Annotated in this window: 26 protein-coding genes; 6 read left to right on the top strand and 20 right to left on the bottom strand. The window is 63.9% G+C overall.

All coding sequences use genetic code 11. The features are described from left to right. Positions 1-94: 94 nt before the first annotated feature. Positions 95-1,813, top strand: coding sequence for a tetratricopeptide repeat protein (locus ACTTAI_RS03580; protein ID WP_444454366.1), 1,719 nt, complete (start codon positions 95-97; stop codon positions 1,811-1,813). Further along, positions 1,800-2,660, top strand: coding sequence for a 4-(cytidine 5'-diphospho)-2-C-methyl-D-erythritol kinase (locus tag ACTTAI_RS03575; RefSeq protein ID WP_444454364.1), 861 nt, complete (start codon positions 1,800-1,802; stop codon positions 2,658-2,660). Before ACTTAI_RS03580 ends, ACTTAI_RS03575 begins: the two co-directional genes overlap by 14 nt. On the opposite strand, the gene ACTTAI_RS03570 is transcribed toward ACTTAI_RS03575, so the two are convergent. The 15 genes from ACTTAI_RS03570 to ACTTAI_RS03500 form a co-directional block, all read right to left on the bottom strand. Further along, the gene (locus ACTTAI_RS03570; protein WP_444454362.1) at positions 2,653-3,156 is read right to left on the bottom strand and encodes a prepilin peptidase; all 504 of its coding nucleotides are present in this window, start codon (positions 3,154-3,156) and stop codon (positions 2,653-2,655) included. The genes ACTTAI_RS03575 and ACTTAI_RS03570 overlap by 8 nt on opposite strands. Before the next feature lies 1 nt (position 3,157). Beyond that, complete coding sequence (locus ACTTAI_RS03565) at positions 3,158-4,018, bottom strand: tetratricopeptide repeat protein (RefSeq protein WP_444454360.1); 861 nt, start codon at positions 4,016-4,018, stop codon at positions 3,158-3,160. Positions 4,019-4,043: 25 nt separating this feature from the next. After that, on the bottom strand, positions 4,044-4,607 hold the full coding sequence (locus tag ACTTAI_RS03560) for a tetratricopeptide repeat protein (protein ID WP_444454358.1): 564 nt from the start codon (positions 4,605-4,607) through the stop codon (positions 4,044-4,046). A 3-nt stretch (positions 4,608-4,610) separates the two neighbouring features. Beyond that, the gene (locus ACTTAI_RS03555; RefSeq protein ID WP_444454356.1) at positions 4,611-5,609 is read right to left on the bottom strand and encodes a type II secretion system F family protein; all 999 of its coding nucleotides are present in this window, start codon (positions 5,607-5,609) and stop codon (positions 4,611-4,613) included. A 10-nt stretch (positions 5,610-5,619) separates the two neighbouring features. Continuing rightward, positions 5,620-6,588, bottom strand: a complete 969-nt coding sequence (locus ACTTAI_RS03550; RefSeq protein ID WP_444454354.1) for a type II secretion system F family protein — start codon at positions 6,586-6,588, stop codon at positions 5,620-5,622. Positions 6,589-6,602: 14 nt separating this feature from the next. After that, entirely contained in the window at positions 6,603-8,081 is a 1,479-nt protein-coding gene (locus tag ACTTAI_RS03545) for a CpaF family protein (RefSeq protein WP_444454352.1), read from the bottom strand. A 21-nt stretch (positions 8,082-8,102) separates the two neighbouring features. Next, positions 8,103-9,368 (bottom strand): AAA family ATPase, encoded by a 1,266-nt coding sequence (locus ACTTAI_RS03540; RefSeq protein WP_444454350.1) that lies wholly within the window; start codon positions 9,366-9,368, stop codon positions 8,103-8,105. 233 nt (positions 9,369-9,601) lie between these two features. Further along, a complete protein-coding gene (locus ACTTAI_RS03535; RefSeq protein WP_444454349.1) occupies positions 9,602-10,264 on the bottom strand; it encodes an OmpA family protein in 663 nt (220 codons plus the stop codon). A gap of 25 nt (positions 10,265-10,289) precedes the next feature. Continuing rightward, positions 10,290-11,699, bottom strand: a complete 1,410-nt coding sequence (locus ACTTAI_RS03530; protein ID WP_444454348.1) for a type II and III secretion system protein family protein — start codon at positions 11,697-11,699, stop codon at positions 10,290-10,292. Positions 11,700-11,884: 185 nt separating this feature from the next. After that, positions 11,885-12,754: a Flp pilus assembly protein CpaB gene (cpaB, locus tag ACTTAI_RS03525; protein ID WP_444454346.1), complete on the bottom strand. Its 870-nt coding sequence runs from the start codon at positions 12,752-12,754 to the stop codon at positions 11,885-11,887. A 131-nt stretch (positions 12,755-12,885) separates the two neighbouring features. Then, on the bottom strand, positions 12,886-13,077 hold the full coding sequence (locus ACTTAI_RS03520) for a hypothetical protein (RefSeq protein WP_444454345.1): 192 nt from the start codon (positions 13,075-13,077) through the stop codon (positions 12,886-12,888). Between the two features lie 170 nt (positions 13,078-13,247). Next, entirely contained in the window at positions 13,248-13,442 is a 195-nt protein-coding gene (locus ACTTAI_RS03515) for a hypothetical protein (protein ID WP_444454343.1), read from the bottom strand. 219 nt (positions 13,443-13,661) lie between these two features. Next, on the bottom strand, positions 13,662-13,856 hold the full coding sequence (locus ACTTAI_RS03510; RefSeq protein ID WP_444454341.1) for a hypothetical protein: 195 nt from the start codon (positions 13,854-13,856) through the stop codon (positions 13,662-13,664). 199 nt (positions 13,857-14,055) lie between these two features. Further along, complete coding sequence (locus tag ACTTAI_RS03505; RefSeq protein ID WP_110804951.1) at positions 14,056-14,250, bottom strand: hypothetical protein; 195 nt, start codon at positions 14,248-14,250, stop codon at positions 14,056-14,058. Positions 14,251-14,540: 290 nt separating this feature from the next. Then, positions 14,541-14,735, bottom strand: coding sequence for a hypothetical protein (locus tag ACTTAI_RS03500; RefSeq protein ID WP_110804951.1), 195 nt, complete (start codon positions 14,733-14,735; stop codon positions 14,541-14,543). Positions 14,736-15,179: 444 nt separating this feature from the next. Here ACTTAI_RS03500 and ACTTAI_RS03495 point away from each other — a divergent pair, with 444 nt between their 5' ends. Together ACTTAI_RS03495 and ACTTAI_RS03490 are read left to right on the top strand one after the other, a co-directional pair. Next, positions 15,180-16,049: a lytic transglycosylase domain-containing protein gene (locus tag ACTTAI_RS03495; protein ID WP_444454338.1), complete on the top strand. Its 870-nt coding sequence runs from the start codon at positions 15,180-15,182 to the stop codon at positions 16,047-16,049. A 2-nt stretch (positions 16,050-16,051) separates the two neighbouring features. Beyond that, complete coding sequence (locus tag ACTTAI_RS03490; RefSeq protein WP_444454336.1) at positions 16,052-17,491, top strand: UbiA family prenyltransferase; 1,440 nt, start codon at positions 16,052-16,054, stop codon at positions 17,489-17,491. 146 nt (positions 17,492-17,637) lie between these two features. On the opposite strand, the gene ACTTAI_RS03485 is transcribed toward ACTTAI_RS03490, so the two are convergent. The 3 genes from ACTTAI_RS03485 to ACTTAI_RS03475 form a co-directional block, all read right to left on the bottom strand. Further along, positions 17,638-20,751, bottom strand: a complete 3,114-nt coding sequence (locus tag ACTTAI_RS03485; RefSeq protein ID WP_444454334.1) for a valine--tRNA ligase — start codon at positions 20,749-20,751, stop codon at positions 17,638-17,640. 74 nt (positions 20,752-20,825) lie between these two features. Then, a complete protein-coding gene (locus tag ACTTAI_RS03480) occupies positions 20,826-21,584 on the bottom strand; it encodes a VOC family protein (RefSeq protein ID WP_444454333.1) in 759 nt (252 codons plus the stop codon). 104 nt (positions 21,585-21,688) lie between these two features. Further along, on the bottom strand, positions 21,689-22,120 hold the full coding sequence (locus tag ACTTAI_RS03475) for an Lrp/AsnC family transcriptional regulator (RefSeq protein ID WP_013066238.1): 432 nt from the start codon (positions 22,118-22,120) through the stop codon (positions 21,689-21,691). Positions 22,121-22,353: 233 nt separating this feature from the next. Here ACTTAI_RS03475 and ACTTAI_RS03470 point away from each other — a divergent pair, with 233 nt between their 5' ends. Then, positions 22,354-23,499 carry a type III PLP-dependent enzyme gene (locus tag ACTTAI_RS03470; protein WP_444454331.1) on the top strand — a complete coding sequence of 382 codons (1,146 nt, stop codon included), beginning with the start codon at positions 22,354-22,356 and terminating at the stop codon, positions 23,497-23,499. Between the two features lie 127 nt (positions 23,500-23,626). After that, positions 23,627-24,775 carry a DUF2235 domain-containing protein gene (locus tag ACTTAI_RS03465; RefSeq protein ID WP_444454329.1) on the top strand — a complete coding sequence of 383 codons (1,149 nt, stop codon included), beginning with the start codon at positions 23,627-23,629 and terminating at the stop codon, positions 24,773-24,775. Here the strand turns inward: ACTTAI_RS03465 and ACTTAI_RS03460 are convergent. Both ACTTAI_RS03460 and metF read right to left on the bottom strand, forming a co-directional pair. Continuing rightward, positions 24,727-25,218, bottom strand: coding sequence for a PaaI family thioesterase (locus ACTTAI_RS03460; protein ID WP_444454327.1), 492 nt, complete (start codon positions 25,216-25,218; stop codon positions 24,727-24,729). The two genes, ACTTAI_RS03465 and ACTTAI_RS03460, sit on opposite strands and share 49 nt — an antisense overlap. 145 nt (positions 25,219-25,363) lie before the next feature. Next, positions 25,364-26,230: a methylenetetrahydrofolate reductase [NAD(P)H] gene (gene metF, locus ACTTAI_RS03455; protein ID WP_444454325.1), complete on the bottom strand. Its 867-nt coding sequence runs from the start codon at positions 26,228-26,230 to the stop codon at positions 25,364-25,366. Between the last annotated feature and the right edge of the window lie 47 nt (positions 26,231-26,277).

Genomic DNA, 26,277 nt, shown 5'->3' with positions numbered 1-26,277 from the left:
CGGCGTGTTGCGGGGGAGGCGAATGCCTCCCCCGATTGCTTTGGGCGATGGGCCTCGCTACCTTTTGCGGCAGCCCGAGTATAAGGACCGATCCGTGCCCTTCCTTTCGAGACTTTCGCCAGCCCTGTGCCTTGTCGCCACCCTTGGCCTTGGCGTGACCCTGCCTGTCACCGCCGCCCGGTCCGAGGATGATGGCGCCTATCTGGCCGCGCAGGCCGCGGCGATGGACAACAATTACGCCGAGGCAACGAAATATTATCAACGCCTGCTGGCCGACGATCCCACCGACGGGCGCGTGCAGGAAGGGCTGCTGATCAGCCTCTTGTCGCTTGGCGATGTCGATGCCGCCCGCGATCTGGCAGCGCAGATGGTCAAGGCCGAGAAGCCCTCGCAGGTGGCGGTGCTGGTGATGCTGGCCGATGCCGCGAAATCGGGGAATTTTGCCGCCGGGGATGCCCTGCTCGCAAAGGGCGGCGATGCCGGTCAGCTGGTGAGCGGGCTTTACAAGGCCTGGGCGCTGGCGGGGTCGGGCAAGATGTCCGAGGCGATGGAGGCCTTTGACAAGCTTGGCAAGATTGACGGGCTCGACGGCTTTGCCGGGTATCACCGGGCGCTCGCTTCGGCGCTGGTAGGGGATTACGAAAGCGCGGAAGCGATCTTCTCTGGCAAGTATGCGGATTACTTCAACAGCACCCGGCGCGGGATTCTGGCGCATGTGCAGGTGCTGTCGCAACTCGAACGCGACCAGGATGCGATCGCGCTGATCGACAAGGCCTATGGCGCGGCGCTGCCGCCCGAGATTGCCGCGATCCGCAAGCAGCTTGAAGCCGGGGAAACCCTGCCCTTTACCCGGATCGGATCGGCCCGCGACGGCGTGGCCGAGGTGTTCCAGTCGGTGGCACTCGCTCTGAATGCGGATTCCCTGCCCGGCTTCGCACTGATCCACGCGCGGCTGGCGCTCTGGCTGCAGCCGGACGATGTCGATGCCGCGCTGCTGGCGGCTGATATTCTGGAAACGCAGGACCAATTCGATCTGGCGATTGCCGCCTATGCCGAAATCGGCCCGGACAATCCGGCCTTTTACGCCGCCGAACTGGGCCGCGCGCAGGCGATGGTCTCGGCCGGGCGCTCGGATGCGGCGATCGAGGTGCTGGAACAGCTCAGCCGCACCCATCCCGACCTGCCCAATGCCTGGTCCTCGCTGGGCGACACCCTGCGCCGCGAGGAACGCTATGCCGAGGCCGCGAAAGCCTATGACAAGGCGATTGCCCTGAATGGCGAACCGCGCCCGGAGGATTGGGGCCTGTGGTATTCCCGCGCCATCGCGCAGGAGCGGTCTGGCGCGTGGAAAGAAGCCGAGAAGGGCTTCCGCGAGGCGCTGAAACTTTCGCCCGATCAGCCTGCGGTGTTGAATTACCTCGGCTATTCCTATGTCGAGAAGCGCGAGAACCTGAAAGAGGCGCTCGAGATGATCGAGAAGGCCGTCGCCGGGCGCCCGGATGATGGCTATATCACCGACAGTCTGGGCTGGGCCTATTACCGGCTGGGCCGCTATGACGAGGCGGTGGCGCAGATGGAAAAGGCGGTCGAGCTGACCCCCGCCGATCCGCTGCTCAATGACCATCTGGGCGATGTCTACTGGGCCGTGGGCCGCAGCCGCGAGGCCGAATTCCAGTGGCGCCGGGCGCTCAACCTTGGTCCGGCGGATGATCTGGACCTGAACCGTGTCCGCCGCAAGCTCGAGGTCGGACTGGATGTCGTGCTGAAGGAGGAAGGTGCAAAACCGCTGCACCCCGAACATGCCCAGAATTGACGTCTTTGCCCCCGCCAAGGTGAACCTTGCCCTGCATGTCACCGGCCAGCGCGCCGATGGCTATCATCTGCTCGACAGTCTTGTCGCCTTTTCGCCCGTGGGCGATGCGCTGACGCTCGCCCCGGCCGAGGGGCTGGGGCTGAAGGTCAGCGGCCCCGAGGGCGCAGCCGTGCCAGAGGGGCCGGAGAACCTCGTGCTGAAGGCGGCTGCCCTGTTTGGTGCAGGCGCGGCGGTGACGCTTGAGAAATGCCTGCCCGCGGCGTCCGGGATTGGCGGCGGCTCCTCCGACGCGGCGGCGGCGCTGCGCGGCATGGCGGCGCTGACCGGCCAGCCCCTGCCCGATGCGGCCGCGGTGCTGAAACTCGGGGCCGATGTGCCGATGTGCCTTGACCCGCGCCCGGCCCGCACCCGCGGCATCGGCGAGGATCTGACCCCGGTCAGCCTGCCCGCCCTGCCCGCCGTGCTGGTCAATCCGCGCGTCGAGGTGCCGACGCCCTCGGTCTTCAAGGCGCTGACGGTGAAGGACAACCCGCCGCTGCCCGAGATCCCGGCCTTTGCCGATGCGGGGGCCTGCATCGCCTGGCTGGCCGATCAGCGCAACGATCTTCAGGCTCCGGCCGTGGCGCAGGCGCCGGTGATTGCCGAGGTGCTGGCCGTGCTCGCCGCCCTGCCCGGCTGCAAACTGGCGCGGATGTCGGGATCGGGGGCCACCTGCTTTGGCCTGTTCGGCTCGGAAGCCGAGGCGGAAGCGGCGCAGGCTGCCCTTGCCGCAAGTCACCCGGGCTGGTGGAGCGCGCATGGCAGCCTTGGGGATCAGGCGCAAAAGGCGGCGGCCACCGTCAGGTGATCGCCGCGATCAGCCCGAGATAGGTCAGAAGCGTCCCCACAAGCACAAGTCCGAAGGGGAACTTCTTGTGGCCCCAGCTGGCCCAGTCGGGCGTTGCCGCCCGCACCGCCGGGATCGCCCGGGCGATGCGATGGGCGACGAAGGCCAGGATCAGGCAGCCCTGCAACAGCACGATCGCCAGCATCACCCGCCCCGGCTCCGAGGAAAAAAACGGCGCGGCGGCGGCGGCGAATTTCACGTCGCCCATGCCCACGCCCAGCGCGATGTTGAGCAAGAGCCCGATGACGAGGATCACCGGCAGATGCACCCAGCGCCACATCCAGACCTCGAACGGCAGGACCAGAAAGCCCGCGACCGCGAAAACCGCGATCAGCGCCAGCACCGCCACGTTGCGGATCTTCATGAACTTCAGGTCGGTGTAGATCACCCAACCGCAGATCGGCAGCACGGCGACGAACAACGCCAAGGCCGCTTGCGAAACACCCAGCCCCAGCATCTCAGCTCCGCTTGCCACCGGCATCCAGCGCTTCAAGCGCCCGCGCCGCTTCTTCGAAATAGACCGGCGAGGTATCGACCGCGTCTTGCAACAGCCCCTTGCCGATCGCCACGTCGCCCTGCTTGATCGCCGAGAGCGCCGCCGTGTAAAGCAGCTTCGCGCGCTCGGTCTGGGTCATGTCCACGACAGGCAGGTCGTATTTGTGCTGCGCTGCCCGCGCCATCACCAGGTTGTTCTTGGTGGTGAACGAGGCGGAATCGTAGGTCAGCGCCTCGGAGAAGAGACTTTCCGCGCCCTTGGCATCGCCGCGGGTCAACTTCGAGAAGCCCCAGTTGTTCAAGACGCTCGACGGCCGCGTCGTCAGCCCGACCGCGGTTTCATAGAAGCTGTCGGCCTTCTTCCAGTTCTTCTCGCTGTCAGCCACCATCGCCTCGAGCTTGTAGCGCTCGAAGGTTTCGTGCGTCGGCGGAATGGTGTTCAGCGTCGCCTTGGCGTCGTCCCATTTGCCCGCGCGGATCTGCGCGTCGGCCAGCGAAACCTTGTCGTCGTTATTTGCCGCGGGCATGGTCAGGACGCGGTTCCAGACGCCGATCGCGGCCTCGGCCTGCCCGGCCCGCACCATCGACTTGGCGAGCCCGCGTTGCAGATCGATCCGGTCGGGGTGTTCATTCGTGGCGCGGGTGAAATAGCTCACCGCCTCGCGCGGGTCGCCCACCGTGAGCATGATGTCGGAAAGGTTCGTCGCGTCGACGGCATTGACCGAGTCGAGCGCCTTGTTCACCTCGGCCTTGTCGTTGCCCATGCAGCCGCCAAGGACAAGGGCTCCGCCCGCAAGGGCGGCCAGAAAGATCGGGTGGCGCATGTTTCTGCGTCCTTTTGCTCGTGCCTCACTGCTCGGTCAGCAGAAGGTACTCGCCCACCCCCCGCCGGACCAGCTTGAACGGTCTGTCCGTGGGCGGATCATAATCAGGTTTCTCTTTTTTTGCGAGAGCCAGACGCAGGTTTTGCCGGATCGAGTCAGAATCGCCACTGTCGAGCCCATAGGCGATCTGGAAGACCCGTGCCGCCTCGGCCGGGTGGCCCTGCTCCATCAGCACGACGCCGAGGTTGTTCCAGGCGGGCACGAAGCGCTCGTCCTTTTCGGTGGCGCGGCGCAGGATCTGTTCGGCCTGCCCCAGACGGCCAAGCTTGAGATCCGCCGAGCCGATGGCCGAAAGCACGTCGACTGTCGCCCCCTTTTCCGCGGCAGCGCGGTAATAGGCCTTGAGCGCGAGTTCATATTCCCCCGCCGCCATCAGCCGGTGCCCGACCAGAAGCCCGTCCACGCCCTCGCCCTCGGCCGCGCCGGGCGCAAAGGGGCTGCCCTTCGATGCGCCAAGGCCGCCCGACATGCAGGCGGCCAGAAGGCAGAGCGACAGTGCCGCGCCCAAAGCGCGAAAGGAAAGGCCCATGGATCACATCTGACTGAAGGCTTTGAAGTTTTCCATCATATCATGGACCGAGGGACCGACAAGGATGATGAGCAGCGGCGGCACGGTGAAGAGCATCGTGCCCAGCGTCATCTTGGTCGGGATCTTGTTCGCCGCTTCCTCGGCGCGCATGATCCGCTTGTCGCGCATGTCGGCCGCGTAAAGCCGCAGCGCCTCGGCGATCGAGGTGCCGAATTGTTGCGACTGGATCATCACGGTCACGAAGGAGGCGACATCGGGCACGCCGGAGCGATCGGCAAAGGCGCGCAGCACCGAAGGCTTGTCGAGACCGGCCTTGATCTCGTGGGCGACGGTTTCGAATTCCTCGGCGAGCGCGGGATAGGAGGTGGCAAGTTCCTTCGACACCCGGATGATGCCCTGATCGAGCGACTGGCCCGCCTCGACGCAGACCAAAAGCATGTCGAGCGCATCGGGAAAGCCGTTCTGCATCTCGGCGGTGCGGGCATCGACACGCTGGTTCACCCAGCGGCGCGGCGCGTAATAGCCAAGCACGGCCGGGCCGATGATCGCCAGAACCGCCTTGGTCGAGTCGAGCGGCACTTCATGCCCGGCATTGTAGGACAGCACGTAAAGCACGCCGAGGATCAAAAGACCGATCGCCAGCGCGAATTGCACGGCGTGGAAATGGCGCACCGCATGCGGGCCGCGATAGCCCGCCTTTTGCAGCCATTTCCGGCTTTCCGACATCTCTTCCTTGTTTTGCGGCTCCAGAAAGCCCGCGAATTTCTGCAGCTTGTCGGGTCCTGCGGTGTTGCGCAGCTTTTGCGTCTTCTGCGTCGCCGTGGTCAGACCGTTGCTTGCCGCAACGCTCTTGCGCAGCTTGTCGAGCGGGTCTTCGCGTTTCGACAGAAGCGATGGCAGCGCCGCAAGGATCAGGACCGCGCCAAGGCCCGCAACGACAATGACCGGGCCCATCGGGCCCAGCATGTTGGTCAGCGTCTCGGTGATCGCATTTACGGACATTCCGGCCTCCTCACACCTTGATCGTCGTCATGACCTTCATGAACAGCACATTCGCCCCGAGCAGCGCAAAGACGATCAGCGCCGCCGGAATGAACGAGGGCGTGTCCTTGACCCCGTCGTAATAGTTCGGCGAGACCACCTGGATCACCACCAGCACCGCGACCGGAAAGCCCGACAGGAAGATGCCCGACCATTTCGGCTCGGCGGTGATGGCGCGGACACGGCGGAACAGCCGGAAGCGCGAGCGGATCACCTTGGCCAGACCTTCGAGCACCTCGGCAAGGTTGCCGCCCGAGGTCTGCTGGATCGACACGGCAACGGCGAGGAAGCGCAGATCCTGCATGTCGAGCCGCTCGGCCAGATCGCGCAGACAGTCGACGACGTTGCGGCCATAGGCGGCCTCGTCGGCGATGATGCCGAATTCGGTGCCAAGCGGATCGGGGATTTCCTTTGCCACCGCCTGAATCGCCGAGGCGAAGGGATGGCCGACGCGCAAGCTGCGCACCATCAGCTCGACCGCATCGGGCAGCTGTTCCTCGGCCAGTTTCAGGCGCTTGTTGGCCTTGCCGTTGATCCAGAAATAGACCCCGCCCACGCCCATCAGAACGGCCAAAGCGGCCCGGACCGGGGTCGAGGCTTGCGTGCCGAGCGTCAGGCCCAGAAAGGCCACGAAGCTGACGAGCGCCATCACCCCCATCAGCGCGGGGGGCGAGAAGGCGATATTGGCCTTTTGCGCTTTCGAGGCCAGCAGCGAATAGAGCGGAATGCCCTGGGCGTTCGAATGCTGGGTCGCTTCCTTGCGGAGCTGTTCGAGCACCTGTTCGCGCCGTTGGCCCTTGTCGAGCATCTCGAGGCGGCGGTTCACCCGGTTGTTGAGCGAGATCGACTTGCCGAAGACGAGCAGATAGATGCCCTCGACCAGCAAAAGCACGGCGACGAAGATCAGACCATAGATGATCGGCGTGGCGGAAATGATCATGCGTGCTTCCCCCGTCAGTCCTGAACCGGTTCGTAGATCGAGGCGGGCAGGTCATAGCCCCATTGCCGGAACCGGTCCGAATAGTGGCTGCGCACGCCCGTGGCGGTGAAGCGGCCGATGATCTTGCCATCCGGCGCAAGGCCAAGCCGTTCGTAGCGGAAGATCTCCTGCATCGAGATCACGTCGCCTTCCATCCCCGTCAGCTCGGTGATCGAGACCATGCGGCGCGAGCCGTCCTGCAGACGCGAGGCCTGCACGATCAGGTTGACGGCGCTGGCGATCTGGCTGCGCACGGCCTTCAGCGGCATTTCGATGCCCGCCATCGCCACCATGTTTTCCAGACGCGAGATGCCGTCGCGGGCGTTGTTGGCGTGGATCGTCGTCATCGAGCCGTCGTGGCCGGTGTTCATCGCCTGCAACATGTCGATCACTTCCTCGCCGCGGGTTTCGCCGACGATGATCCGGTCGGGACGCATCCGCAGGGCGTTGCGCAAGCAGTCGCGCTGGGTGACGGCGCCCTTGCCCTCGACGTTCGGCGGCCGGCTTTCCATCCGGCCGACATGGGTCTGTTGCAGCTGAAGTTCGGCCGTGTCTTCGATCGTCAGGATGCGTTCGGAGTTGTCGATGAAGGACGACAGCGCGTTCAGCGTCGTCGTTTTCCCCGAGCCCGTCCCGCCCGAGACGATCACATTGAGCCGCGTCGCAACCGCGGCCTGCAGATAGGCGGCCATCTCTTCGGTGAAGGCGCCAAAGCGGACAAGATCGTCAATCGCGAGCTTGTCCTTCTTGAATTTCCGGATCGAGACGAGCGAGCCATCGACGGCGATCGGCGGCACCATCGCGTTGAAACGCGAGCCATCGGCCAGACGGGCGTCGACATAGGGGTTGCTTTCATCGACGCGGCGGCCCACGGCCGACACGATCTTGTCGATGATCCGCAGCAGGTGCTTTTCGTCCTTGAAGGTGACATCGCTGAGCTGCAGCTTGCCGAAGCGTTCAACGAAAATCTGGTTCGGCCCGTTCACCAGAATATCGGAAACGGTCTCGTCCTTCAGAAGCGGCTCAAGGGGCCCGAGGCCCATCACCTCGTCGTAAAGCTCCTGATGCAGGCTTTGCCGTTCGGCGGTGTTCAGGGCGACCGACATTTCGGTCATCGCCTCGCCCGAGATTGCGGCGATCTCGGCTTTCAGCTCCGTCTCCGAAGCATGTTCGAGCGCGGCAAGGTTCAGGTTTTCCAGAAGGCGCTTGTGCAGCTCGACCTTGAGCTCGCCCATCCGTTCCTTGCGCTTGCGATCCTTGTCAGCCGCCGCCACTTGCGGCGAAACCGGAGCCCCCGGCATCACCTTGCGCTGCACAGCCGCTTTCGGCGCCTCGGCGGGCGCGGCAATCGGCGCCTTGGCCGCAGCCGGAGCCGCGGGAGCGGCGGCAGGTCGCGGGGCAAGCGCGGCGGGTGTGGGCGCACCGGTGGCGGGTTTCTTGTAACGCGAGAACATGGGCTAACTCCGGAGAGCCGTTCAGGCCGTGGCGGCCTCAGTGGCGCGGGTCAAATCGGCAATGGACTGGGCGAGCTTCTGGATTTCCTTGCGCAAGGGCGCCTTGGCCGCCGAGAGCGCCAGCGGCAAGCCGTGGTCATTCGCCTGGGTGACGATGCGGCCGCAATCCGACAGGAGCAGCTCGATCGAAATATCGAGGCTTTCCGCCAGCCGCTTGACCCGGGACTTGCCCGAAAGATCGGTGAATTTCGGCGCGCGGTTCAGAACGAAGCGCAGCTTCTCGATCGGCAGGTTTTCCGCCTTGAGCGCGCGGATCATCCGCAGCGTATTTTGCGCCGAGCGCATGTCGAGCTCCATCAGCGCGAAGTAAAGATGCGCCTGGCTCAGCACCGTCTCGGTCCAGCTGACCACGGTGGTCGGCATGTCGATCACCACGAAGTCGAAATTCGTCCGCGCCATCTCGATGATGCGCGAGATATCTTCGGCGGTGACGATGTCGAGCGGCAGCATCTCGGACGGCGCGGTCAGCACATGCAGCCGGTCGTTGAAGGTCAACAGCGCCTGATTGAAGCTTTCGACATCCATGTGCGCGGTGTCCTGCAAGAGTTCGAACACCAGATCACGGCGCGGCAAGTCGAGATAGGTGGAGGCCGAGCCGAATTGCAGATCGAAATCAAGCAGGCAGACCCGCGGCGGCTGCACCGGGGATTTCTTCGAGGCTTCGGGCGAAGCCAGTTCCCAGGCCAGGTTCACGGCGAAGGTCGTCGCCCCCACCCCGCCCGACAGGCCATGCACGGGCAGCACGACGCCATCGCGTCCGCCCGAATTCTTGAAGCTCGGCGGCGCCGCGGGAACGCCGGGCATCTCGGGCGGCAGATCGGGTTGGCCGAGACGCTCGATCGCCTCGTGCAGCGCGCCTTCCGGCAGCGGATAGGGTACGAAATCATCGGCGCCGAGACGCAACAGCTGGTGCAGGGCGATCGGGCTGACCTCCTCGGCGATCAGGATCACCCGGATGCCTTTTTCCTTGGCCGTGCCGATGATGCCCGAGATCCGCGCCAGATTGCTTTCATCTTCGCTGTCGACGGCGATGGCGACGAATTCCAGCATCTCGGCATCGGGCTGATTGAGGAAAACCACCGCATCCTCGAAGGTCAGATCGCCCCAGCTTTCACCGAGCTCGGCTTCCATGTCCTCGATCAGAAGGTCGAAATTAGAGACGTCGCGCGATACCGTGCAGGCCACGATCGGGGCCGGTTCCGGAGAAAGACTTGCTGCTGCACTCATTGCCTCGGTCCTTTGTTACGCATTCCGTGACAGGAACCGGGCAAAACACCGACCGGCCAGCCACGGAAGGGGCACGACTCAGAGGACGTGCCATTTCCTGCCTTCCAAAGGTCGCGACCAATCTGGGCGACATTTGGGCCGGATTGCTCCAATTGTGGGATTTTTGGCGACGATCAACAAAACAGGCGAGCCTTGTTGCCAAAGCCCGCCCGAGATCACCCTGGTCGCGAAGCTTACTGGGACGCGCCGCCGCTGTCGCCACCGCTGCCACCGCTGCCACCGCTGGTGGTGCCCGTGGAGAGGCTGATCGTGCTCGGCGTCGTTGCCGAGGCGACATATTCGCGGAACACCAGCTCGGCATATTGGCCGTTGAGATATTGCGGCGCGCGTTTGACCAGACCTGACACCTCGGTCACGGTCCGGCGGTTCTGCACGTTCGGGCCCGGATCATAGACGAGCGGCTGAGTCTTGCCATAAGACACGACCGCCTCAAGCCGTGCGCGGGAAATCCCCTGCGCGTTCAGGAACGCGACCACAGCCTTGGCACGCCGCAGGCCAAGCGCCTTGTTGTAGGCATCCGAGCCCACAAGATCGGTGTGGCCATAGACGCGGAACTTCACTTCGGGGAATTGCTTGATCCAGTTGGCCTGCTGCACAAGCGCCGCCCGGGCGGTCCCGTCCAGCACATCCGAGTCGAAGGCGAAGTTGACCGTATTCGGCACATCTTGCGCGAATTTGCGAGTCAGGCTGATGGCGAAGTCACGTTGACCCGTCATCACCAGCGTGTTGTTCATCGTGGCATTGCCGAAACCGCCGGTTTCATACTGGCTGCCCACTTCCGAACTGCCGCATCCTGCCAGCGCCAATGCGCCCGCCACGATCACCCAATAGCGCATGGTCTGGCCCCTACCCTGCATCCTGTCACTCCATCACATAGCCATAGGAGCCGGAAAAGTCCTGCTTGGCAACTTCGCCCGCAGCCCCGCCTTCGGTCTTGCCGCGCAGGAACAGGTCAGATTCGCTCGGAAGCTTCACGCGGTCGGTCGGCAGCGCCAGAGCCTCGCCATGGGTAGGCGTGACAAGATGCGGCGTGATGATGATGACAAGTTCGGATTGCTTGCGTTCGTAAGCGGTCGAGCGGAACAGCGCGCCCAGCACCGGCACATCGCCCAGCCATGGAATCTGGCTGTTCAGATCGTTGAAATCGTCCTGCAGCAAACCGGCGATGGCAAAGCTTTCGCCATCGTGCATTTCGACCGTGGTCGAGGTCTCGCGGCGCTTGAAGGCGTTCACAGTGGTGCCGTTGTTCGTCATCGTCACCGAGGTGTCGATGGCCGACACGGCCGCCGCGATTTCGAGGTTGATCAGATCGCCCTCGACAACGCGCGGCACAAAGGTCATCTCGACGCCGAAGGGTTTGTATTCGATCGACACGCCGCTGTCGTCCACGACCGGGATCGGATATTCGCCGCCCGCCAGAAACTTCGCCTGCTGGCCCGACAGCGCGGTCAGGTTCGGTTCGGCCAGCGTACGGACCATGCCCTTGCTTTCCAGCGCTTCCAGCAGCACGCCGAATTCCATGTTGCCGACGGTGAAACCAAGCCCCATCGCGCCCTGCGTGCCGGTGGAAATCGGGAAGGTGCCATTGTCAAAGGCGTTGGAGATCGCCCCATCCGCCGTGAAGTTGCCGGTGCCGGTGACGACGCCGGTCTTGGCACTGCCGCCGCCCACCGTGCCGCTCATCGCCAGCGACGAGGCAAGGTTCTTCGAGACCGAGCGCTGCATTTCGGCGAAGCGGACTTTCAGCATCACCTGCTGCGTGCCGCCGACGTTCATCAGGTTCGACACCCGTTCGCCCGCATAGCGCTTGGCCAGATCAAGCGCACGGTCGAGCTTCGCGGAGGAGGAGACCGTGCCAGACAGAACGATGCCGTCGTTGGCGGTGCGGACCTCGATATTCTCGCCGGGCAGGATCTGTTTGAGGCGTTCCTTGAACTCGGCAATGTCGGGGGTGACCTGCACTTCGACGTTCGACAGGAGCGAGCCGTCGGCGCCCAGAACGGTCATCGTGGTGCGGCCCGGAACCTTGCCAAGCACGTAGATCGTCTTGTCCGACAGGGTGGTGACATCAGCGATGCCGGGGTTGGCGATCGACAATTCCGAGAACGGCTTGTCGCTTTCCACGACCACAGCCCGGTTCATCGGAACGGCCAGAGGCGTGCTGCCCGTGCCCGAGACAATGCGCAGCGTTTCCGCGGACAGCGGGACCGACAGACCGGACGCAAGCACGATACCCATCGCGCAAGCGCCAAGAAAACTCTTCATCTTCATGGTGATCCTGCCTCTCCGATCACACTGCTATGCCCGGATCTGACGCCCGGTATCGGTGATTTTCACCCGTGTGGCACCGACAATGCCCGAATGTTTGTTTTATTGCAAGAATCAACCGGTTTTCCGACCTGTTTCATGCCGGATCGGCCCGGACCGCACAGCAGATGCGCCCGGGCCGCGATCCTTCAGTTCTTGCAGGGGATCGGCGTCTCGACCAGTTCCGTGCCCTTGCGCATCTTCACGGTGCAGACACGTTCCGACTCGACCTTCACCGCTTCCTGCACCTGAATGCCCAGAAGCTTGTTGCGATCGATCTCGATCGCACCCGGATCGGAGGTGTTCTGCATCCCCACAAGCGAAAGCGTCAGCTCTCCGGTGCCTTGCGCCAGCGTGAGGGCCGCCACCTGTTCGGGCGTCACTTCCGCCGTCACCGTGGTCGCCACCTTGGTTTCCTCGGACCGGTCGGCATCGGCGCTCTGGTCGATGGCGATCAGCCGCAGGTTGGTGTCGATCAGCTTCGTCACCTTTTCGCCCTTCACCTCGCCTGACCAATAGACATCGACACGGTCGCCCGGCCGCAGGAAACCCGAAACGCCGGTGGTCGCGTTCACCGAAATCGTGAAGGCGCGCATGTTCGGCGACAGCGTCGCCATGATCCCGGCATCGACACCGGGCGCCGTGATCTTGTTGGCAAGGATCGCCTCATAGGCGTCGTAAGAGCGCAGGGCCGCGCGCGGACGGGTCTCGCCCCCCGGGAAAACCGAGGCGGCCTGCGCCTCTTCCGGCGCGTCCTGCGGCGTGGCGATGATGTGGAAGATGCCTTCGGGAAGATGGCCCTCCTGCATCTTGATCACCCCGAGATCGGCCGCGGTGAACCGCTCACCATAGGCCAGCGCACGGCGCAGGACCACCACATCGACCAGTTGCGGCGCATTCGCCTGCTCTGCCATGAGCATGTCGCGTTCGCTCTGGAATTGCGAAATCTGCTGTTGCGCCATGTAGACGGCGGCCCCGGCAAGGGCGACCCCCAAAACCAGCACAAGAGCGACAACCATGCGCATCGGCTCACCATGTTCCTTTCCCGGCCGAGACTTCAGCCAAAATACCGTTGCGGATACTCGATGTGAAATCGGGCGATTTCATGACCGCAGCCCAAACCCCGGCGCGGCGCACCTCTGGCCCGGGTTCAGAAGGTGGTGACCACCGATTGCGAGCCGATATAGGAGGAAACGTTGCGCGCGACGCTGCCGGAGTTGGTCCAGACGATCGTCCCGGCGATCATGCCCATCGAGACGACGGCGGCGGTCAGCACGACCCAATCCACCGTCACCGCGCCCTCTTCCTCGCACAGGATCCAGGCCCAGCTTGCTCGTGTCATGCTCTTCCCCATTCCTGCTCTCCTTGCGGCCTGCGACATTCCAGACTGTGTCTGCACAAGCAAGGCGGCGTAATTGGGGCATCTCGGCGCATTTTTTTCGGCGAAATTCCAAGATGGCCGCGCCGCCATCGCGGCGGGGCAACCGAAGCTGCCCCGCTGGGTCAGATGTCTCAGAAGCTGGTCTTGACCGAGGCCGACGCCAGATAATTGCCGACGCTGGTGCTCAGGGTTCCGGTCTTGGTGCGCACGATGCCAAGCGCAGCGCCACCCATACCGACAACGGCCGCGGTCAGCACCACCCAATCGACGGTTACAGCCCCGTCTTCCTCGATCCGGATTTTTTGGGAAATCTTGAAGAACTTCATATCATTAACTCCTGCTACCAAAGACGCGCGAAACCGATGTTCTACAAAATCCGGTTTCACCCGGCGCCCCCTCTATCGCCACGAAAAACGGCATTAATAAGGCATTAACGAATATTTTTCGCGCTCTGGTTGCGCGACAACATTGCAGTCGACCGAATGTCGCGCCAGCCAAAATGGAAAGGCCGCCTTGCGGCGACCCTTCCGGCGCATGAGCACGGATCAAAAGCTGGTATTGACCGAAGCCGAGGCCAGATAGTTGCCGACCTTGGTGGTCAGCGTGCCGGTCTTGGTGCGCACAAGCGTCAGCGCGGCGGCCCCGATTCCGACAACAGCGGCAGTCAGCACGACCCAGTCCACAGTCACAGCGCCGTCTTCCTCAGTGCGAATCCTGCGCGCCATTTTGAAAAATTTCATCTCGTCTCTCCTGAAGTCGTGTGGATGCGGAGCAGCTGGGAAATGCCAAGCATAATGCCTCGCGTATGACTGAACCCTGGCAAACGAAAATGACGCTAATAGGCCTTAACGGTTTTTCTTTCAGGCATATCTAAGACTTATGAAAATGCGAAAGGCCGCCTCGGGGGGCGGCCTTTGCGATCCTCGTCTTGCGACGCGATCAGAAGCTGGTGTTGACCGAAGCCGAGGCAAGATAGTTGCCGACTTTAGTGGTCAGCGTGCCGGTGTTGGTGCGCACGAGCGTCAGGGCAGCCGCGCCAAGACCGACGACAGCAGCGGTCAGCACGACCCAGTCAACGGTCACGGCGCCGTCTTCTTCGGTGCGGATCTTGCGGGCGAGTTTGAAGAAGTTCATCGGATGTCTCCTTGGTTTGGGGTTTGCCGCGCTGCTGCCGGGCTTCGCTTGTTTCCAGCCTCGCGGGATGGGTTTGTTATGGCGGTGAATCGTGACGCGATTGGGGCGCAAGAAGTATATCTTCGCGGCAAGGCCAAATCGGCGTCGGGGAAAATGAAATATTAACTATCCCGTCGGCCACAGGCGGTTTCTGACGCGCGCATCAAGACGAATCGGCAAGACTGATCTTGATCGCAAAAGCAAAAAGGCCGCCTCGGGGGCGGCCTTTGAGATCTTGTCTTGCGACGCGATCAGAAGCTGGTGTTGACCGAAGCCGAGGCAAGATAGTTGCCGACTTTGGTGGTCAGCGTGCCGGTGTTGGTGCGCACGAGCGTCAGGGCAGCCGCGCCAAGACCGACGACAGCAGCGGTCAGCACGACCCAGTCAACGGTCACGGCGCCGTCTTCTTCGGTGCGGATCTTGCGGGCGAGTTTGAAGAAGTTCATCTGGGGTCTCCTTGGGTGTAGGTTCGACATGCTGGCTGCCGCGGTGTCTGTCGGGTGTCTTGTGTTTCCCTGCATCGCGGTATGAGGACGTTGTGGCGTCGAATCTTGACCCGATTTGGGCAGCTTCCAGAAATCTTCGCGGCGACAGAAATTCATCAAGAAGACGCTAAAGAAAGCGCCTTCGATGCGAATATTTGACGGATGCCGGTCCTGCGGGTCCGACCCGCTGCGGCAACGCAAAGACCTGATCGCAAGCCTCCCAAGCGGGGCAGCAGGCCCGGCACGGACAAGCCTTCGTGCAACACTTCGGCGCCAATGCGCGGCTGGTTGCAGGGGTAAAACGCGTTTTTCTTGGTTTTTCCGACCATTTCGGGAATAGTGACGGCAACCGGTGCAGGCCGGACAAAGGGTCCGAAATCGGACCGCAAGAGCAGGATCGCGCACATGCGCCGTATATTCGTTGTCAGTCTCGCCCTGAGCGCGACCGTTTCGGTCGTGCCGGTTTTCGCCGAGATCGGTCCGAAAACACCGACGGTCCATCATTTCGAGCCCCGGCGCGTGCTGCCGCCGAAGGCTGGGCAGACACGTTTCCTCACCATCCAGATCGATCCCGAGGAACAGGCTGCGGCCCTTGCCGCGCAGGCGGCCAAGCCCTTCGCGCCGATCACCGCAACGCCGCCCCCGGCCACCGGATCTGTCTCGACGCGGCCCACCGATGGCGGTTCCGCCTCTTATGCCTGGTTCTGGAGCGTGGTGTCGCCCAATCTTGCGGATCGCTCGGGACGGTTCCAGCAAGCGCTCGACGCGCTGAGCATGGGACCGGGCGGGCAGTCGGTTCAGGGACCACGGCTGGCCAATCTGCAGGCGATCGCACAGACGCATGGCCGCGACATCCTCGCGGCGACGATCGGCACCGAGGTCTCGCCGGCGCTGGTGCTCGCGGTGATCTCGACCGAGTCGGGCGGGCAGGCGGATGCGGTCTCGCATTCGGGGGCGGTCGGGCTGATGCAGCTGATCCCCGCCACGGCGACCCGCTTTGCCGTCGCCGACAGCCGCGATCCGGGCCAGAACATCAAGGGCGGCGTCGCCTATCTGGACTGGCTGATGAAGGAATTCGACCGCGATCCGTTGATGGTGATCGCCGCCTATAACGCCGGGGAAAACGCCGTGAAGGGCAATGGCGGCGTTCCGCCCTATGCCGAGACACGCGATTATGTGCCCAAGGTGCTGGCGGCCTGGCAGGTGGCGCGGGGGCTCTGCCTGAGCCCGCCGGAACTGGTCACCGACGGCTGCGTCTTCGCATCGAAGGGATGAGAATGAGCAACGACAAACCGCTGGTGCTTGATGTCGACGGCACCTTTCTGACCACGGATCTGCTCTACGAGGGGTTCTGGGCCGGTCTTGGCCGCGATCCCATCGGCACGTTGCGCCTTGCGGCGACCTCTTTTGGCGACCGGGCGCGACTGAAGGCGGAGCTGGCCGCGCTGGTGCCGCTGCGCACAGATCTGATGCCGGTCAATGCCGCCGTCGCAGAGGTGGTGATCGACGCCCTGCACGAGGGGCGCGAAGTCTGTCTGGCCTCCGCTTCGGACCAGTTACTGGTGGCGCAGCTCGCCGCGGATCATGGCCTGTCCGAGCGGGTCTTTGCCTCGGACGGCCGGGTCAATCTGAAAGGGGCGGCCAAGGCCGGGGCGCTGGTGCGGGCCTTCGGGCCGCGCGGCTTCGTCTATGCCGGCAACGAGGCCACGGACATGGCGGTCTGGGAACATGCCGAAACCGCGGTGGTGGTCGGTCATGTCTCCGAGGCCAAGTCCCTGCCCGCACGGGGCATCGGGGTGGTGACCCTGCCCGGCGGCTGGGCGCCCAAGGCGCTTTTCAAGGCGATCCGGCCGCATCAATGGGTGAAGAACGTCCTTCTGCTCTTGCCGATGATCGCGGCGCATCGCTTCGATGCCGCAACGCTGGTGCCGATCCTGTTCGGCATGCTGGCCTTTTCTTTTGCCGCCTCGTCGATCTACATCGTCAACGACCTGCTCGATCTCGAGGCCGACCGGCTGCATCCGACGAAGTGCCACCGGCCCTTCGCCTGCGGCGCAGTGCCGATCAAGGTCGGGATGATCGCCTTCCTCGGCCTCGCCGCCGCGGCCCTTGGCATCGCCGCGGCGCTGAACGCGAGCTTCTTCGGCATCATCGTGCTCTACATGATCACCTCGCTCGCCTATTCGCTGAAGCTGAAGCGGATGCGCTGGGTCGATATCACCACCTTGGCCGCGCTGTACACGATCCGCGTCATTGCGGGGGCGGCAGCCGCGGCGGTCGATGTCTCGATCTACATGCTGATCTTCATCTTCCCGATCTTCCTCAGCCTTGGCTGCGTGAAGCGGCTGACCGAACTCACGCTCGCCACGAATGACGAGCCCCTGCCCGGCCGCGGCTATGGTCGCCCGGATCGGGGCGATCTGCTCAACGTCGCCGGGATCGGCGTCGTCGGCGCGCTGGTGATCTTCTTCCTCTATTCGATCTCGGATCAAGGGCGGATGCTTTACCCCGACACCTGGCTTTTGTGGCTGGCGATGCTGCCGATGGGCTGGTGGCTGGTGCGCATGGTGGCGCTTGGCTGGTTCGGCAAGCAGGATTACGACCCGATCGTCTTTGCGCTGCGCGACAAGTTCGGGCTCGGCATCCTGATGATGACGCTGAGCCTGATGTTCTGGGCCGCGGGCCTTTGGGCAAAATGGTTCGGGATGGGCGGCTGATCTCGCCGCAGCGGCGGGGGGTTTCACACCCCCGCACCCCCGTGGGATATTTCCGGCAAGATAAATGGAAAGCTTCCGGCCCCTTTATCTTGCCCCAAATATCCCGGGGGGAGGCGAAGCCGGGGGGCAGAGCCCCCCCCTTCTTCTTATCCGAGTTCGGCCAGACGCTTCAGCGCCGCGCCGATCTTCGCCGCTTCTTCCTCGCGCGCGGCGAGGTTTTCGCGGGCTTCCTCGATCACCTCTTCGGCCGCGTTCGCGACGAATTTCGGGTTCGCAAACCGCGCCTTCAGCCCCGCCGCTTCCTTCTCGACCTTGGCGAGCGATTTCTCGAGCCGGGCCTTTTCCGCCGCCACATCGATCACGCCTTCAAGCGGCAGACCGAACAAGGCCCCCGCCGCCGGGATCGAGATCGAGCCCTTGGCCACCACGCCCTCGGTGATCGCTTCGAGCCGGGCCATGCGCAGGATCAGCGCCTCGTTCCGCGCCAGCGCCTCGCGCGCCTGACCATCGGCTTCGGCCAGAACCATCGGCAGCTTCATTGCGACGGGCACGCCCATCTGCGCGCGGGAAGACCGGATTTCTTCGATCAGCGCGATCACCCAGTTCATCTCGCGGTCGGCCTCGGCGTCGATCAGTTCGGCGCCGTAGGTCGGCCAGTCGCCATGCACCAGCATCTTCGCGCGGGTGCCGGTCAGGCCCCAAAGCTCTTCGGTGATGAAGGGCATGATCGGGTGAAGCAGCGTGTAGCACTGATCGAGCACCCAGCGCATCGTCGCCCGCGTCTCCGCCGCGTGTTCACCGTCGAAGAGCGGCTTCGAGAACTCCACATACCAGTCGCAGACCTTGCCCCAGACAAAGCCGTAAAGCGCATTCGCGGCATCGTTGAAGCGATAGGCGGCGAAGGCCTCGTCGACCACTTCGCGGACCTTGGCGGTTTCGCCGATGATCCAGCGGTTCACCGTTTGCGTCGGCGCAGGAATGCCCGCGACCTCGGCCTCGAAGACGCCGTTCATTTCCGCAAAGCGGGTGGCGTTCCAGAGCTTGGTGCCGAAGTTGCGATAGCCCGCGATGCGGTCTTTCGAGAGTTTCAGCACCCCGCCAATCGCCGCCATCGAGGCATTGGTGAAGCGCAAAGCATCGGCGCCGAATTCGTCGATGATTTCGAGCGGGTCGATCACGTTGCCCGCCGTTTTCGACATCTTCTTGCCCTTCTCGTCGCGGACGAGCTGGTGCAGGTAGACGGTGTGGAACGGAATCTCGCCGGTCACGGCCAGCTGCATCATCATCATCCGGGCGACCCAGAAGAACAGGATGTCGAAGCCCGTCACCAGCACATCGGTGGGGAAATACTTGCGCATTTCTTCCGTGTCTTCCGGCCAGCCCAGCGTGCCGATCGGCCAGAGGCCGGAGGAGAACCAGGTGTCGAGCACGTCGGGGTCGCGCCAGAAGGGGATACTGAGGTAGCCCTCTTCAGAAGAATCCTCCAGAGGCCATCCATGTGGCTCAGTTTCAACTTCGACCAGCTTCGCCGGGCGTGATCCAGTGCGTTCTTCCCAAATGTCTGAGATTTTCCGTTTAACTTCCTCGACCGAAGCCGCACAGAACTCTTGAACAAGCAAGCCGCCTTGAGTGAGCTTGCCGCCAAGCGCCTCTTCGTTGAAGCCATGTTCGCGTTTGAATTTGGCCGCAACCCCGAGAGAAATACCGTCACCGACGGTTGTTCTCCAGGTTCCGATGTCTCCCTTGACGCTTGGCACCATCGCATACCACACCGGAATCTGGTGCCCCCACCAGAGCTGACGCGAGATGCACCAGGGCTCGATGTTCTCGAGCCAGTGGTAATAGGTCTTCTCGCCCGCCTCGGGCATGATCTTGGTCTTGCCGGTGCGCACGGCCTCCAGCGCCGGGCCGACGACCTTTTCGGCATCCACATACCACTGGTCGGTCAACATCGGCTCGATCACCACCTTCGAGCGGTCGCCGAAGGGCTGCATGATCGGCTTCGACTCGACGTAAGGGATCAGATCAGGCTGGCCTTCCTCGCCCGCCTTCGGGTTCGCGATCATCACCGCCAGACCTTCGGCGTTGATCTCCTCGACCACGATCTTGCGGGCGTCCATCCGGTCAAGGCCGCGCAGGTTCTCGGGGATCAGGTTCAGCGTGTCGACTTCGGCCTCGGTGAAGGCGGCGCCTTTCGAAATCTCCATCGCCCGGCGGGCGCAGGTTTCGTAATCGGCGCCATCGGCGCGCATCTTCGCCTTGGTATCGAGCAGCCGATACATCGGCAGGTTGCCGCGCTTGGCCACCTGATAGTCGTTGAAGTCATGCGCGCCGGTGATCTTCACCGCGCCCGAGCCGAAGGTCGGATCGGGATATTCGTCGGTGATGATCGGGATCAGACGGCGGTGTTCCTTCGGCCCGACCGGAATTTCGCAAAGCTTGCCGACGATCGGCGCATAGCGTTCGTCAGACGGATGCACCGCCACCGCACCATCGCCCAGCATCGTCTCGGGGCGGGTCGTCGCGATCGAGATGTAATCGCGGACCTCTTCGAGGATCACATTCCCCTCGGCGTCCTTTTCCACATAGGTGTAGGTTTCGCCGCCCGCGAGCGGATATTTGAAGTGCCACATGTGGCCAGCGACTTCGATGTTCTCGACTTCCAGATCGGAAATCGCGGTCTCGAAATGGGGGTCCCAGTTCACCAGCCGCTTGCCGCGGTAGATCAGCCCCTTGTTGTACATGTCGACAAAGACCTTGATCACCGCGTCATGGAAGTTGCCTTCCTCGCCGGCGGGGGCATTCGGGGCGCCCGACATGGTGAAGGCATTGCGCGACCAGTCGCAGGACGAGCCGAGGCGCTTCAGCTGGCCGATGATCGTCGAGCCGTATTTCGCCTTCCACTCCCAGACCTTCTTCAGGAATTCGTCACGGCCAAGTTCCGCGCGCGAGGGCTGCTGGGTCTTCGCCAGTTCCTTTTCCACCATCAGCTGGGTGGCGATGCCCGCGTGGTCCTGCCCCGGCTGCCAGAGCGTGTCGAAGCCGCGCATCCGGTGCCAGCGGATCAGGATGTCCTGCACCGTGTTGTTGAAGGCATGGCCGACGTGCAGCGCCCCGGTGACGTTCGGCGGCGGGATCATGATGCAGAAGGTTTCCGGGCGCGAGGCATTGGCCCCGGCCTTGAAGGCGCCTGCCTGTTCCCATTTCGCATAAAGCCGCGGCTCGGCTTCGCGCGCGTCGAAGGTCTTTTCCATCGTCATCGGTTCTGTCCTTTCAGGGCTTGACGCTCTTTAGCGCGCAGCCCTTGCAAGGAAAAGCCTTTGACGCAGTGCAATCAGGGTTTCGGGGCGCTCAGATCGAACCAGGCACCTTGGGGATCGCGCACGATCACCGCAGTCGCGGCCCGGGGGTCGTGCGCGGGCAGGCGGATCACCGTCGCCCCCAAGGCCTCGGCCCGCGCCGCCGATGCCGCCAGATCCGGCACGGCAAAGCCGCAATGCCAGTTCGGCAGCGGCGCCGCCCCAAGCCCGGTGATGCGACCGATGCCCCGCCCGTCGCGCGCCAGAAGCGTCAGGGTCTCTTGCGGACCGGGCGCGGCGCTCCAGCCAAACAGCCGGTTGTAGAAGCGCAGCGCCGTCTCGGGCAGCGGATGACAAAGATCGAGCGCCGCGCCATGTCCGGCACGAGCGGGGTTCCAGGCCCCGCTTGCCGGCGGCCGGTCCATCGGCAGCGGCGCCAGGATACCGAAGACCGCCCCCGCCGGATCGGCCAGAACGGCAAAGCGCCCGGTGCCGGGGATGTCGGCGGGGGACTTCCAGACGAAACCGCCGATCATCTCGGCAAGCTCCGTCGTCGCATCGCAATCATCGACCCTGAAATAGGGCATCCAGCTGATCGGCGTGCCTTCGGGGCAGATCGCGACCGGCATCAGACCGGCGACGAGAGCCTCTCCGGACCGGGCGAGCCGATAGTCGAACCCGGCCCGCGCATCCGCCCCCCAAGCCCAGCCCAACACATCGGTATAGAACGCCTGCGCCGCATCAAGATCGCGCGCCATCAGCTCGAACCAGCATGGAAGCCCGTGAAAGGACATCGGCATCTCCTCCGGTCCCCGAAACCTCGCGGCCGGGAGCTTGTTCCAGACTTAGCATAGCCCTTTGGGGGCCCGAACAACAGCCTGAGCGCCGCCGCACGGTGTCACACGGCGCGATCCAGTTTCGTGCTCAGATGAATGAGGCTTTCCGAGCTGCGCACGCCCTGCATCTCGCCGATCTGGTCGAGCACCACATCCAGTTGCGCCGTCGAATTGGCCGCGACCTGCAGCAAAAGATCGATCCGCCCCGAGGTGGTCGAGATCCGCTCGACCTCGGGGATCGACTTCAGCCGGGTCAGGATGCCCGCCTGCGCACGGGGCTCGACCATCAGCAAGACGGTCGCCCGCAGCCGCCCCGCCCGGGCCGCTTCGCCCAGCTTCACCGTATAGCCCGCGATCACGCCCGAGGTCTCCAGCCGCTCCAGCCGGGCCTGAATCGTCGAGCGCGCCACCTTTAGTCGTCGCGACAGCGTGGCCACCGAAATCCGGGCGTCGCCCGACAGCAGCCCCACGATTGCCGTATCCAGTTCGTCCATTGTGCAACACTTGCAGATTGACCGATGATTTCGTCATTATAACGATAGATCGCCGCATTTCTACTCTTTTGATCGGTGAAAATGTGCATCATATCGCGCATTCTGAGAGAGCAGGAAAAGGGCGGCTCATACGCACCTGGCCTGGGTTAGGTCGAAACGCGTCGTAAGCGTCTCCCCACCCGTAACATAGCCGGGGCAAGAGGTGGCTGCGTTCTATTGGCGAGGAGAAGCCGATGGGACTTTCCAAAACTATTTGGACTCAACCGTCCGAAATCATCCGTACGAAACAACCCGATCATCCGGTGCTGGTGTTCTCGCCCACCGCGTTGCAGGCAACCGCGCGGCGGTTCCTGAAGGGCTTTCCGGGCGTCGTCACCTATGCGGTGAAGTCGAACCCGGATGAAATGGTGATCCAGAACCTCGTCGCCGCGGGCGTCAAGGGGTTCGACGTCGCCTCGCCCTATGAGATCGACCTGATCCAGCGTCTCGCCCCCGGGGCGGCGCTGCATTACCACAACCCGGTCCGCGGCCGCGAGGAAATCGCCCATGCGGTGCGGGCGGGTGTGAAGACCTGGTCGGTCGATTCGCGCAGCGAGCTGGAAAAGCTGATCGAGATGGTGCCGACCGAGAACTGCGAAATCTCGGTGCGCTTCAAGCTGCCGGTGCAGGGTGCCGCCTACAACTTCGGCGCCAAGTTCGGCGCCACCGCGGATCTGGCGGCCGAGCTGCTGCGCCGCGCGGCGGAGGCGGGGTTCATCCCCTCGCTCACCTTCCACCCGGGCACGCAATGCACCGATCCGGCGGCCTGGGAGGCCTATATCCTGGTCGCCTCGGAAATCTGCGCGACGGCAGGCGTGCAGGCGCATCGGCTGAACGTTGGCGGCGGTTTCCCGAACCATCGCCAGATGGGCCCAGCCCCGGTGCTGGAAGAGATCTTCGATCTCATCGACCGCGCCACGACCGAGGCTTTCGGATCGGACCGTCCGATTCTGGTCTGCGAACCGGGCCGCGGGCTGGTGGGCGATGCCTTCACCCATATCACCAAGGTCAAGGCGCTGCGCGATGATACGCATGTGTTCCTGAACGATGGTGTCTATGGCGGTCTGGCAGAGCTGCCGCTGATCGGCAACATCGAGCGGATCGAGGTCTGGTCTCCCGAGGGCTTCCAGCGCGGCGGCGACATGGTCGAGCGCATCGTCTTCGGCCCGACCTGCGATTCGGTCGATCGGCTGCCGGGCGACGTGGCCCTGCCCGCGGAACTGTCCGAGGGCGATTATGTGGTGTTCCACGGCATGGGCGCCTATTGCTCGGCCACCAACACCCGCTTCAATGGCTTTGGCCAGATGGAGATCGTCACGGCGCTGTCGCTGAAGGGTTGACCCGAAAGCAACAGTTGACGACATCCGCGACACTTTGGCGCGCGCGTAATTGAGGATTAACGGCCTTGCCCTAAGTTCAGGGTGAGGCCGCTAACATTTCAATGTCGCAAGACGGTGGGGTCGCGTCATGGTCGGACTGTTTCATCGCGTGGTTGGGAACTGGCGGCAACGCAAGGCCAGCGTGGCAGGCGTCGACGCAAGTCCGGTCAAACGCCCCGCGCGCGGCTCGGTCGACCATGTGGTGCTGCTTGACGGCACGCTTGGCTCGCTCTCGCAGGCGCATCTGACCTCGATCGGGATGATCTACCGGTTCTTGCGCCGCTCCTCGCCGCGGGCCTCGGTCTATTACGGCAAAGGCCTGCAATATCGCGAATGGCGCGACATCAAGGATATCTGGCTGGGCTGGGGGGTGGAGGCGCAGATCCTGCGCGCCTATGGCTGGCTTGCCATGCGCTACCGTCCGGGGGACCGGATCTTTCTGATCGGCTATTCGCGCGGCGCCTTTGCGGTGCGTTCGCTCGCCGGGCTGATCGACCGCGTCGGGCTGTTGCGCAAGGATGCCGCGACCGAGCGGAATGTCGAACAGGCCTGGCGCCACTACCGGGCCGAGGTCTCGCCGACGGCCTTTCGCGATGCGCTCTGCCATGCCGCGGCGCCGATCGAGATGGTCGGCGTCTTCGACACCGTGGCGGCGCTTGGCGTGCGACTGCCGCTTTTGTGGACGATGAGCGCAGAACGCATCCGCTTTCACGATCATCGGCTGGGCCGCTCGGTCCGGCACGGCTTTCAGGCTTTGGCCCTGCACGAAACCCGGCCGGTCCTGTCGCCGCTTCTTTGGGACAGCGACGGCACCGGCGCCGAACGGATCGAGCAGGTCTGGTTTCGCGGCTGCCATGCCGATGTGGGCGGGCAGCTGGCCGAGTATGACGCCGCGCGGCCGCTGTCGAACATTCCGCTCGTCTGGATGCTGGAGCAGGCGGAAACCCTTGGCCTGACCCTGCCACAGGGCTGGCGGGCGGAATTTCCCTGTGATCCCGCCGCGCCCTCGGTCGGCAGCTGGGGTGGTTGGGGCAAGCTTTACATCATGCGCCAACCGCGCCGGGTGGGCACGGACGGGTCGGAGCGGCTGCACGACTCGGTGCGCAAGCGCAAGCTGGAGTGGTGGATCCGCGTCGGCACCGGGCTGAAGAAGCGCGGGCCGAAACCGGAACTGGCGCTCGCCCCCGCTCAGGCAGAGCCGCCCATGATCAGACAGGTCGCCGTGCCAAGGGCATAGGTCTTGCCATCGGCCACACCGACGATCTCGCCACGCGCAACCCCGGTCGAGCGGCCCAGATGCTCGGTCCGGCCAATCGCACGGACTTCGGTGCCAAGCGGAATCGCGCGCAGCATGTTGACCTTGTATTCCGTCGTCGTCTGATACTGGCCGCGCTTCAGCCCGGTGATCACGGCGCAGGTCAGCGCAGTATCGAGCAAAACCCCATACCAGCCCCCATGCACGCCCCCGAACGCATTGGTGTGCTCATGCCCCGGCGTGCCCGTCACCTCGACCAGACCGGGCTCGACCCGGGTGACGCGGTAATTGCAGCCGCGTGCGATCGTGGTGGTGGGCACCTTGCCCGCCAGCATCGCCTGCATGAACGCAAGCCCCGTCATCGCCTGCACGTCGGCAAGCGTCAGAAAATCCTCGGGGCCAGCGGCATATTTCGGTGTGGTCATTTCTCTCTCCCTTTGCGCCAGCGTGACGCAGGGGAAAGAAACGGAAAAGGGGGCCGAAGCCCCCTGCGCCTGTTCCGTCACGTCACGGCGCAAACGCCTGCCCGGGAAGCGCAAAACCGGTGCCCACTTTTGCGCGGCAGGCTTGTCAGGCGACGTTTTCCAGCACCACATCCGGGTTGACGCCCAGCGCATGGCAGACGTCGCGGGTCATCTGCGGCCGGTTCAGCGTATAGAAGTGCAGATCTTCCACGCCGCCCGCGATCAGGTTGTCGCAAAGCTCGGTGCAGAGCGCGGTGGCCAGAAGCGCCTCGCGGTCGTCGCGGATCGCATGATCGAAGGCTTCTTCGACCCAGGTCGGGATCGAGGTGCCGCAGCGCTGCGCAAAGCCCTTGGCGCCTTTCCACGACTGGATCGGCAGGATGCCCGGGATGATCTTCGCGGTGATCCCTTCCTTCACGCAGGCATCGCGGAAGCGGAAGAAAGTCTCGGCCTCGAAGAAGAATTGCGTGATCGCCGAGGTGGCGCCCGCTTCGCATTTCCGTTTCAGCCAGCGCACGTCGGCGAAGCTGTCGGCGGCTTCCGGGTGCGGTTCCGGGTAAGCGCCGCAACGCAGGGTGAAGCGGCCATCCTCGGCCAGCCATTCGATCAGATCGACCGACGACGCGAAGCCCTCGGGGTGGGGGGTGAAGCGGGCGGCGCCTTTCGGCGGATCGCCGCGCAGCGCGACGATCTCGGTCACGCCGGCCTCGGCATAGGCGTCGATGATCTCTTTCGTTTCGGCTTTCGTCGCATCGACGCAGGTCAGATGCGCGGCGACGTGCAGCCCGTAATTCTTGTGGATCGCCGCCACGGCCTCATGGGTCAGCTTGCGGGTGGTGCCGCCCGCGCCATAGGTAACCGAGACGAAACCGGGTTTCAGCGGCGCCAGAACCTGCGCCGTCTCCCACAGCCGGAACGAGGCGTCGAGCGTCTGCGGCGGGAAGAATTCAAAGCTGATGTTCGGCGTGGTCATCGGGGGCATCCTTGTTTCGTTGCCCCCTTGTCGCCGATTCCGCGATG

Origin of the sequence: Rhodobacter capsulatus (assembly GCF_052363175.1) — a bacterium.
GTDB classification, from domain to species: domain Bacteria; phylum Pseudomonadota; class Alphaproteobacteria; order Rhodobacterales; family Rhodobacteraceae; genus Rhodobacter; species Rhodobacter capsulatus_D.
This window is presented reverse-complemented; position numbering and strand designations above follow the sequence as displayed.

What these genes read in the sequence shown, in the direction of transcription:
- ACTTAI_RS03575 (WP_444454364.1), top strand. Translation starts at nt 1,800, where the DNA reads ATGCCCAGAATTGACGTCTTTGCCCCCGCCAAGGTGAACCTTGCCCTG.
- ACTTAI_RS03570 (WP_444454362.1), bottom strand. Translation starts at nt 3,156, where the DNA reads ATGCTGGGGCTGGGTGTTTCGCAAGCGGCCTTGGCGTTGTTCGTCGCC.
- ACTTAI_RS03565 (WP_444454360.1), bottom strand. Translation starts at nt 4,018, where the DNA reads ATGCGCCACCCGATCTTTCTGGCCGCCCTTGCGGGCGGAGCCCTTGTC.
- ACTTAI_RS03560 (WP_444454358.1), bottom strand. Translation starts at nt 4,607, where the DNA reads ATGGGCCTTTCCTTTCGCGCTTTGGGCGCGGCACTGTCGCTCTGCCTT.
- ACTTAI_RS03555 (WP_444454356.1), bottom strand. Translation starts at nt 5,609, where the DNA reads ATGTCCGTAAATGCGATCACCGAGACGCTGACCAACATGCTGGGCCCG.
- ACTTAI_RS03550 (WP_444454354.1), bottom strand. Translation starts at nt 6,588, where the DNA reads ATGATCATTTCCGCCACGCCGATCATCTATGGTCTGATCTTCGTCGCC.
- ACTTAI_RS03545 (WP_444454352.1), bottom strand. Translation starts at nt 8,081, where the DNA reads ATGTTCTCGCGTTACAAGAAACCCGCCACCGGTGCGCCCACACCCGCC.
- ACTTAI_RS03540 (WP_444454350.1), bottom strand. Translation starts at nt 9,368, where the DNA reads ATGAGTGCAGCAGCAAGTCTTTCTCCGGAACCGGCCCCGATCGTGGCC.
- ACTTAI_RS03535 (WP_444454349.1), bottom strand. Translation starts at nt 10,264, where the DNA reads ATGCGCTATTGGGTGATCGTGGCGGGCGCATTGGCGCTGGCAGGATGC.
- ACTTAI_RS03530 (WP_444454348.1), bottom strand. Translation starts at nt 11,699, where the DNA reads ATGAAGATGAAGAGTTTTCTTGGCGCTTGCGCGATGGGTATCGTGCTT.
- cpaB (WP_444454346.1), bottom strand. Translation starts at nt 12,754, where the DNA reads ATGGTTGTCGCTCTTGTGCTGGTTTTGGGGGTCGCCCTTGCCGGGGCC.
- ACTTAI_RS03520 (WP_444454345.1), bottom strand. Translation starts at nt 13,077, where the DNA reads ATGACACGAGCAAGCTGGGCCTGGATCCTGTGCGAGGAAGAGGGCGCG.
- ACTTAI_RS03515 (WP_444454343.1), bottom strand. Translation starts at nt 13,442, where the DNA reads ATGAAGTTCTTCAAGATTTCCCAAAAAATCCGGATCGAGGAAGACGGG.
- ACTTAI_RS03510 (WP_444454341.1), bottom strand. Translation starts at nt 13,856, where the DNA reads ATGAAATTTTTCAAAATGGCGCGCAGGATTCGCACTGAGGAAGACGGC.
- ACTTAI_RS03505 (WP_110804951.1), bottom strand. Translation starts at nt 14,250, where the DNA reads ATGAACTTCTTCAAACTCGCCCGCAAGATCCGCACCGAAGAAGACGGC.
- ACTTAI_RS03500 (WP_110804951.1), bottom strand. Translation starts at nt 14,735, where the DNA reads ATGAACTTCTTCAAACTCGCCCGCAAGATCCGCACCGAAGAAGACGGC.
- ACTTAI_RS03495 (WP_444454338.1), top strand. Translation starts at nt 15,180, where the DNA reads ATGCGCCGTATATTCGTTGTCAGTCTCGCCCTGAGCGCGACCGTTTCG.
- ACTTAI_RS03490 (WP_444454336.1), top strand. Translation starts at nt 16,052, where the DNA reads ATGAGCAACGACAAACCGCTGGTGCTTGATGTCGACGGCACCTTTCTG.
- ACTTAI_RS03485 (WP_444454334.1), bottom strand. Translation starts at nt 20,751, where the DNA reads ATGACGATGGAAAAGACCTTCGACGCGCGCGAAGCCGAGCCGCGGCTT.
- ACTTAI_RS03480 (WP_444454333.1), bottom strand. Translation starts at nt 21,584, where the DNA reads ATGTCCTTTCACGGGCTTCCATGCTGGTTCGAGCTGATGGCGCGCGAT.
- ACTTAI_RS03475 (WP_013066238.1), bottom strand. Translation starts at nt 22,120, where the DNA reads ATGGACGAACTGGATACGGCAATCGTGGGGCTGCTGTCGGGCGACGCC.
- ACTTAI_RS03470 (WP_444454331.1), top strand. Translation starts at nt 22,354, where the DNA reads ATGGGACTTTCCAAAACTATTTGGACTCAACCGTCCGAAATCATCCGT.
- ACTTAI_RS03465 (WP_444454329.1), top strand. Translation starts at nt 23,627, where the DNA reads ATGGTCGGACTGTTTCATCGCGTGGTTGGGAACTGGCGGCAACGCAAG.
- ACTTAI_RS03460 (WP_444454327.1), bottom strand. Translation starts at nt 25,218, where the DNA reads ATGACCACACCGAAATATGCCGCTGGCCCCGAGGATTTTCTGACGCTT.
- metF (WP_444454325.1), bottom strand. Translation starts at nt 26,230, where the DNA reads ATGACCACGCCGAACATCAGCTTTGAATTCTTCCCGCCGCAGACGCTC.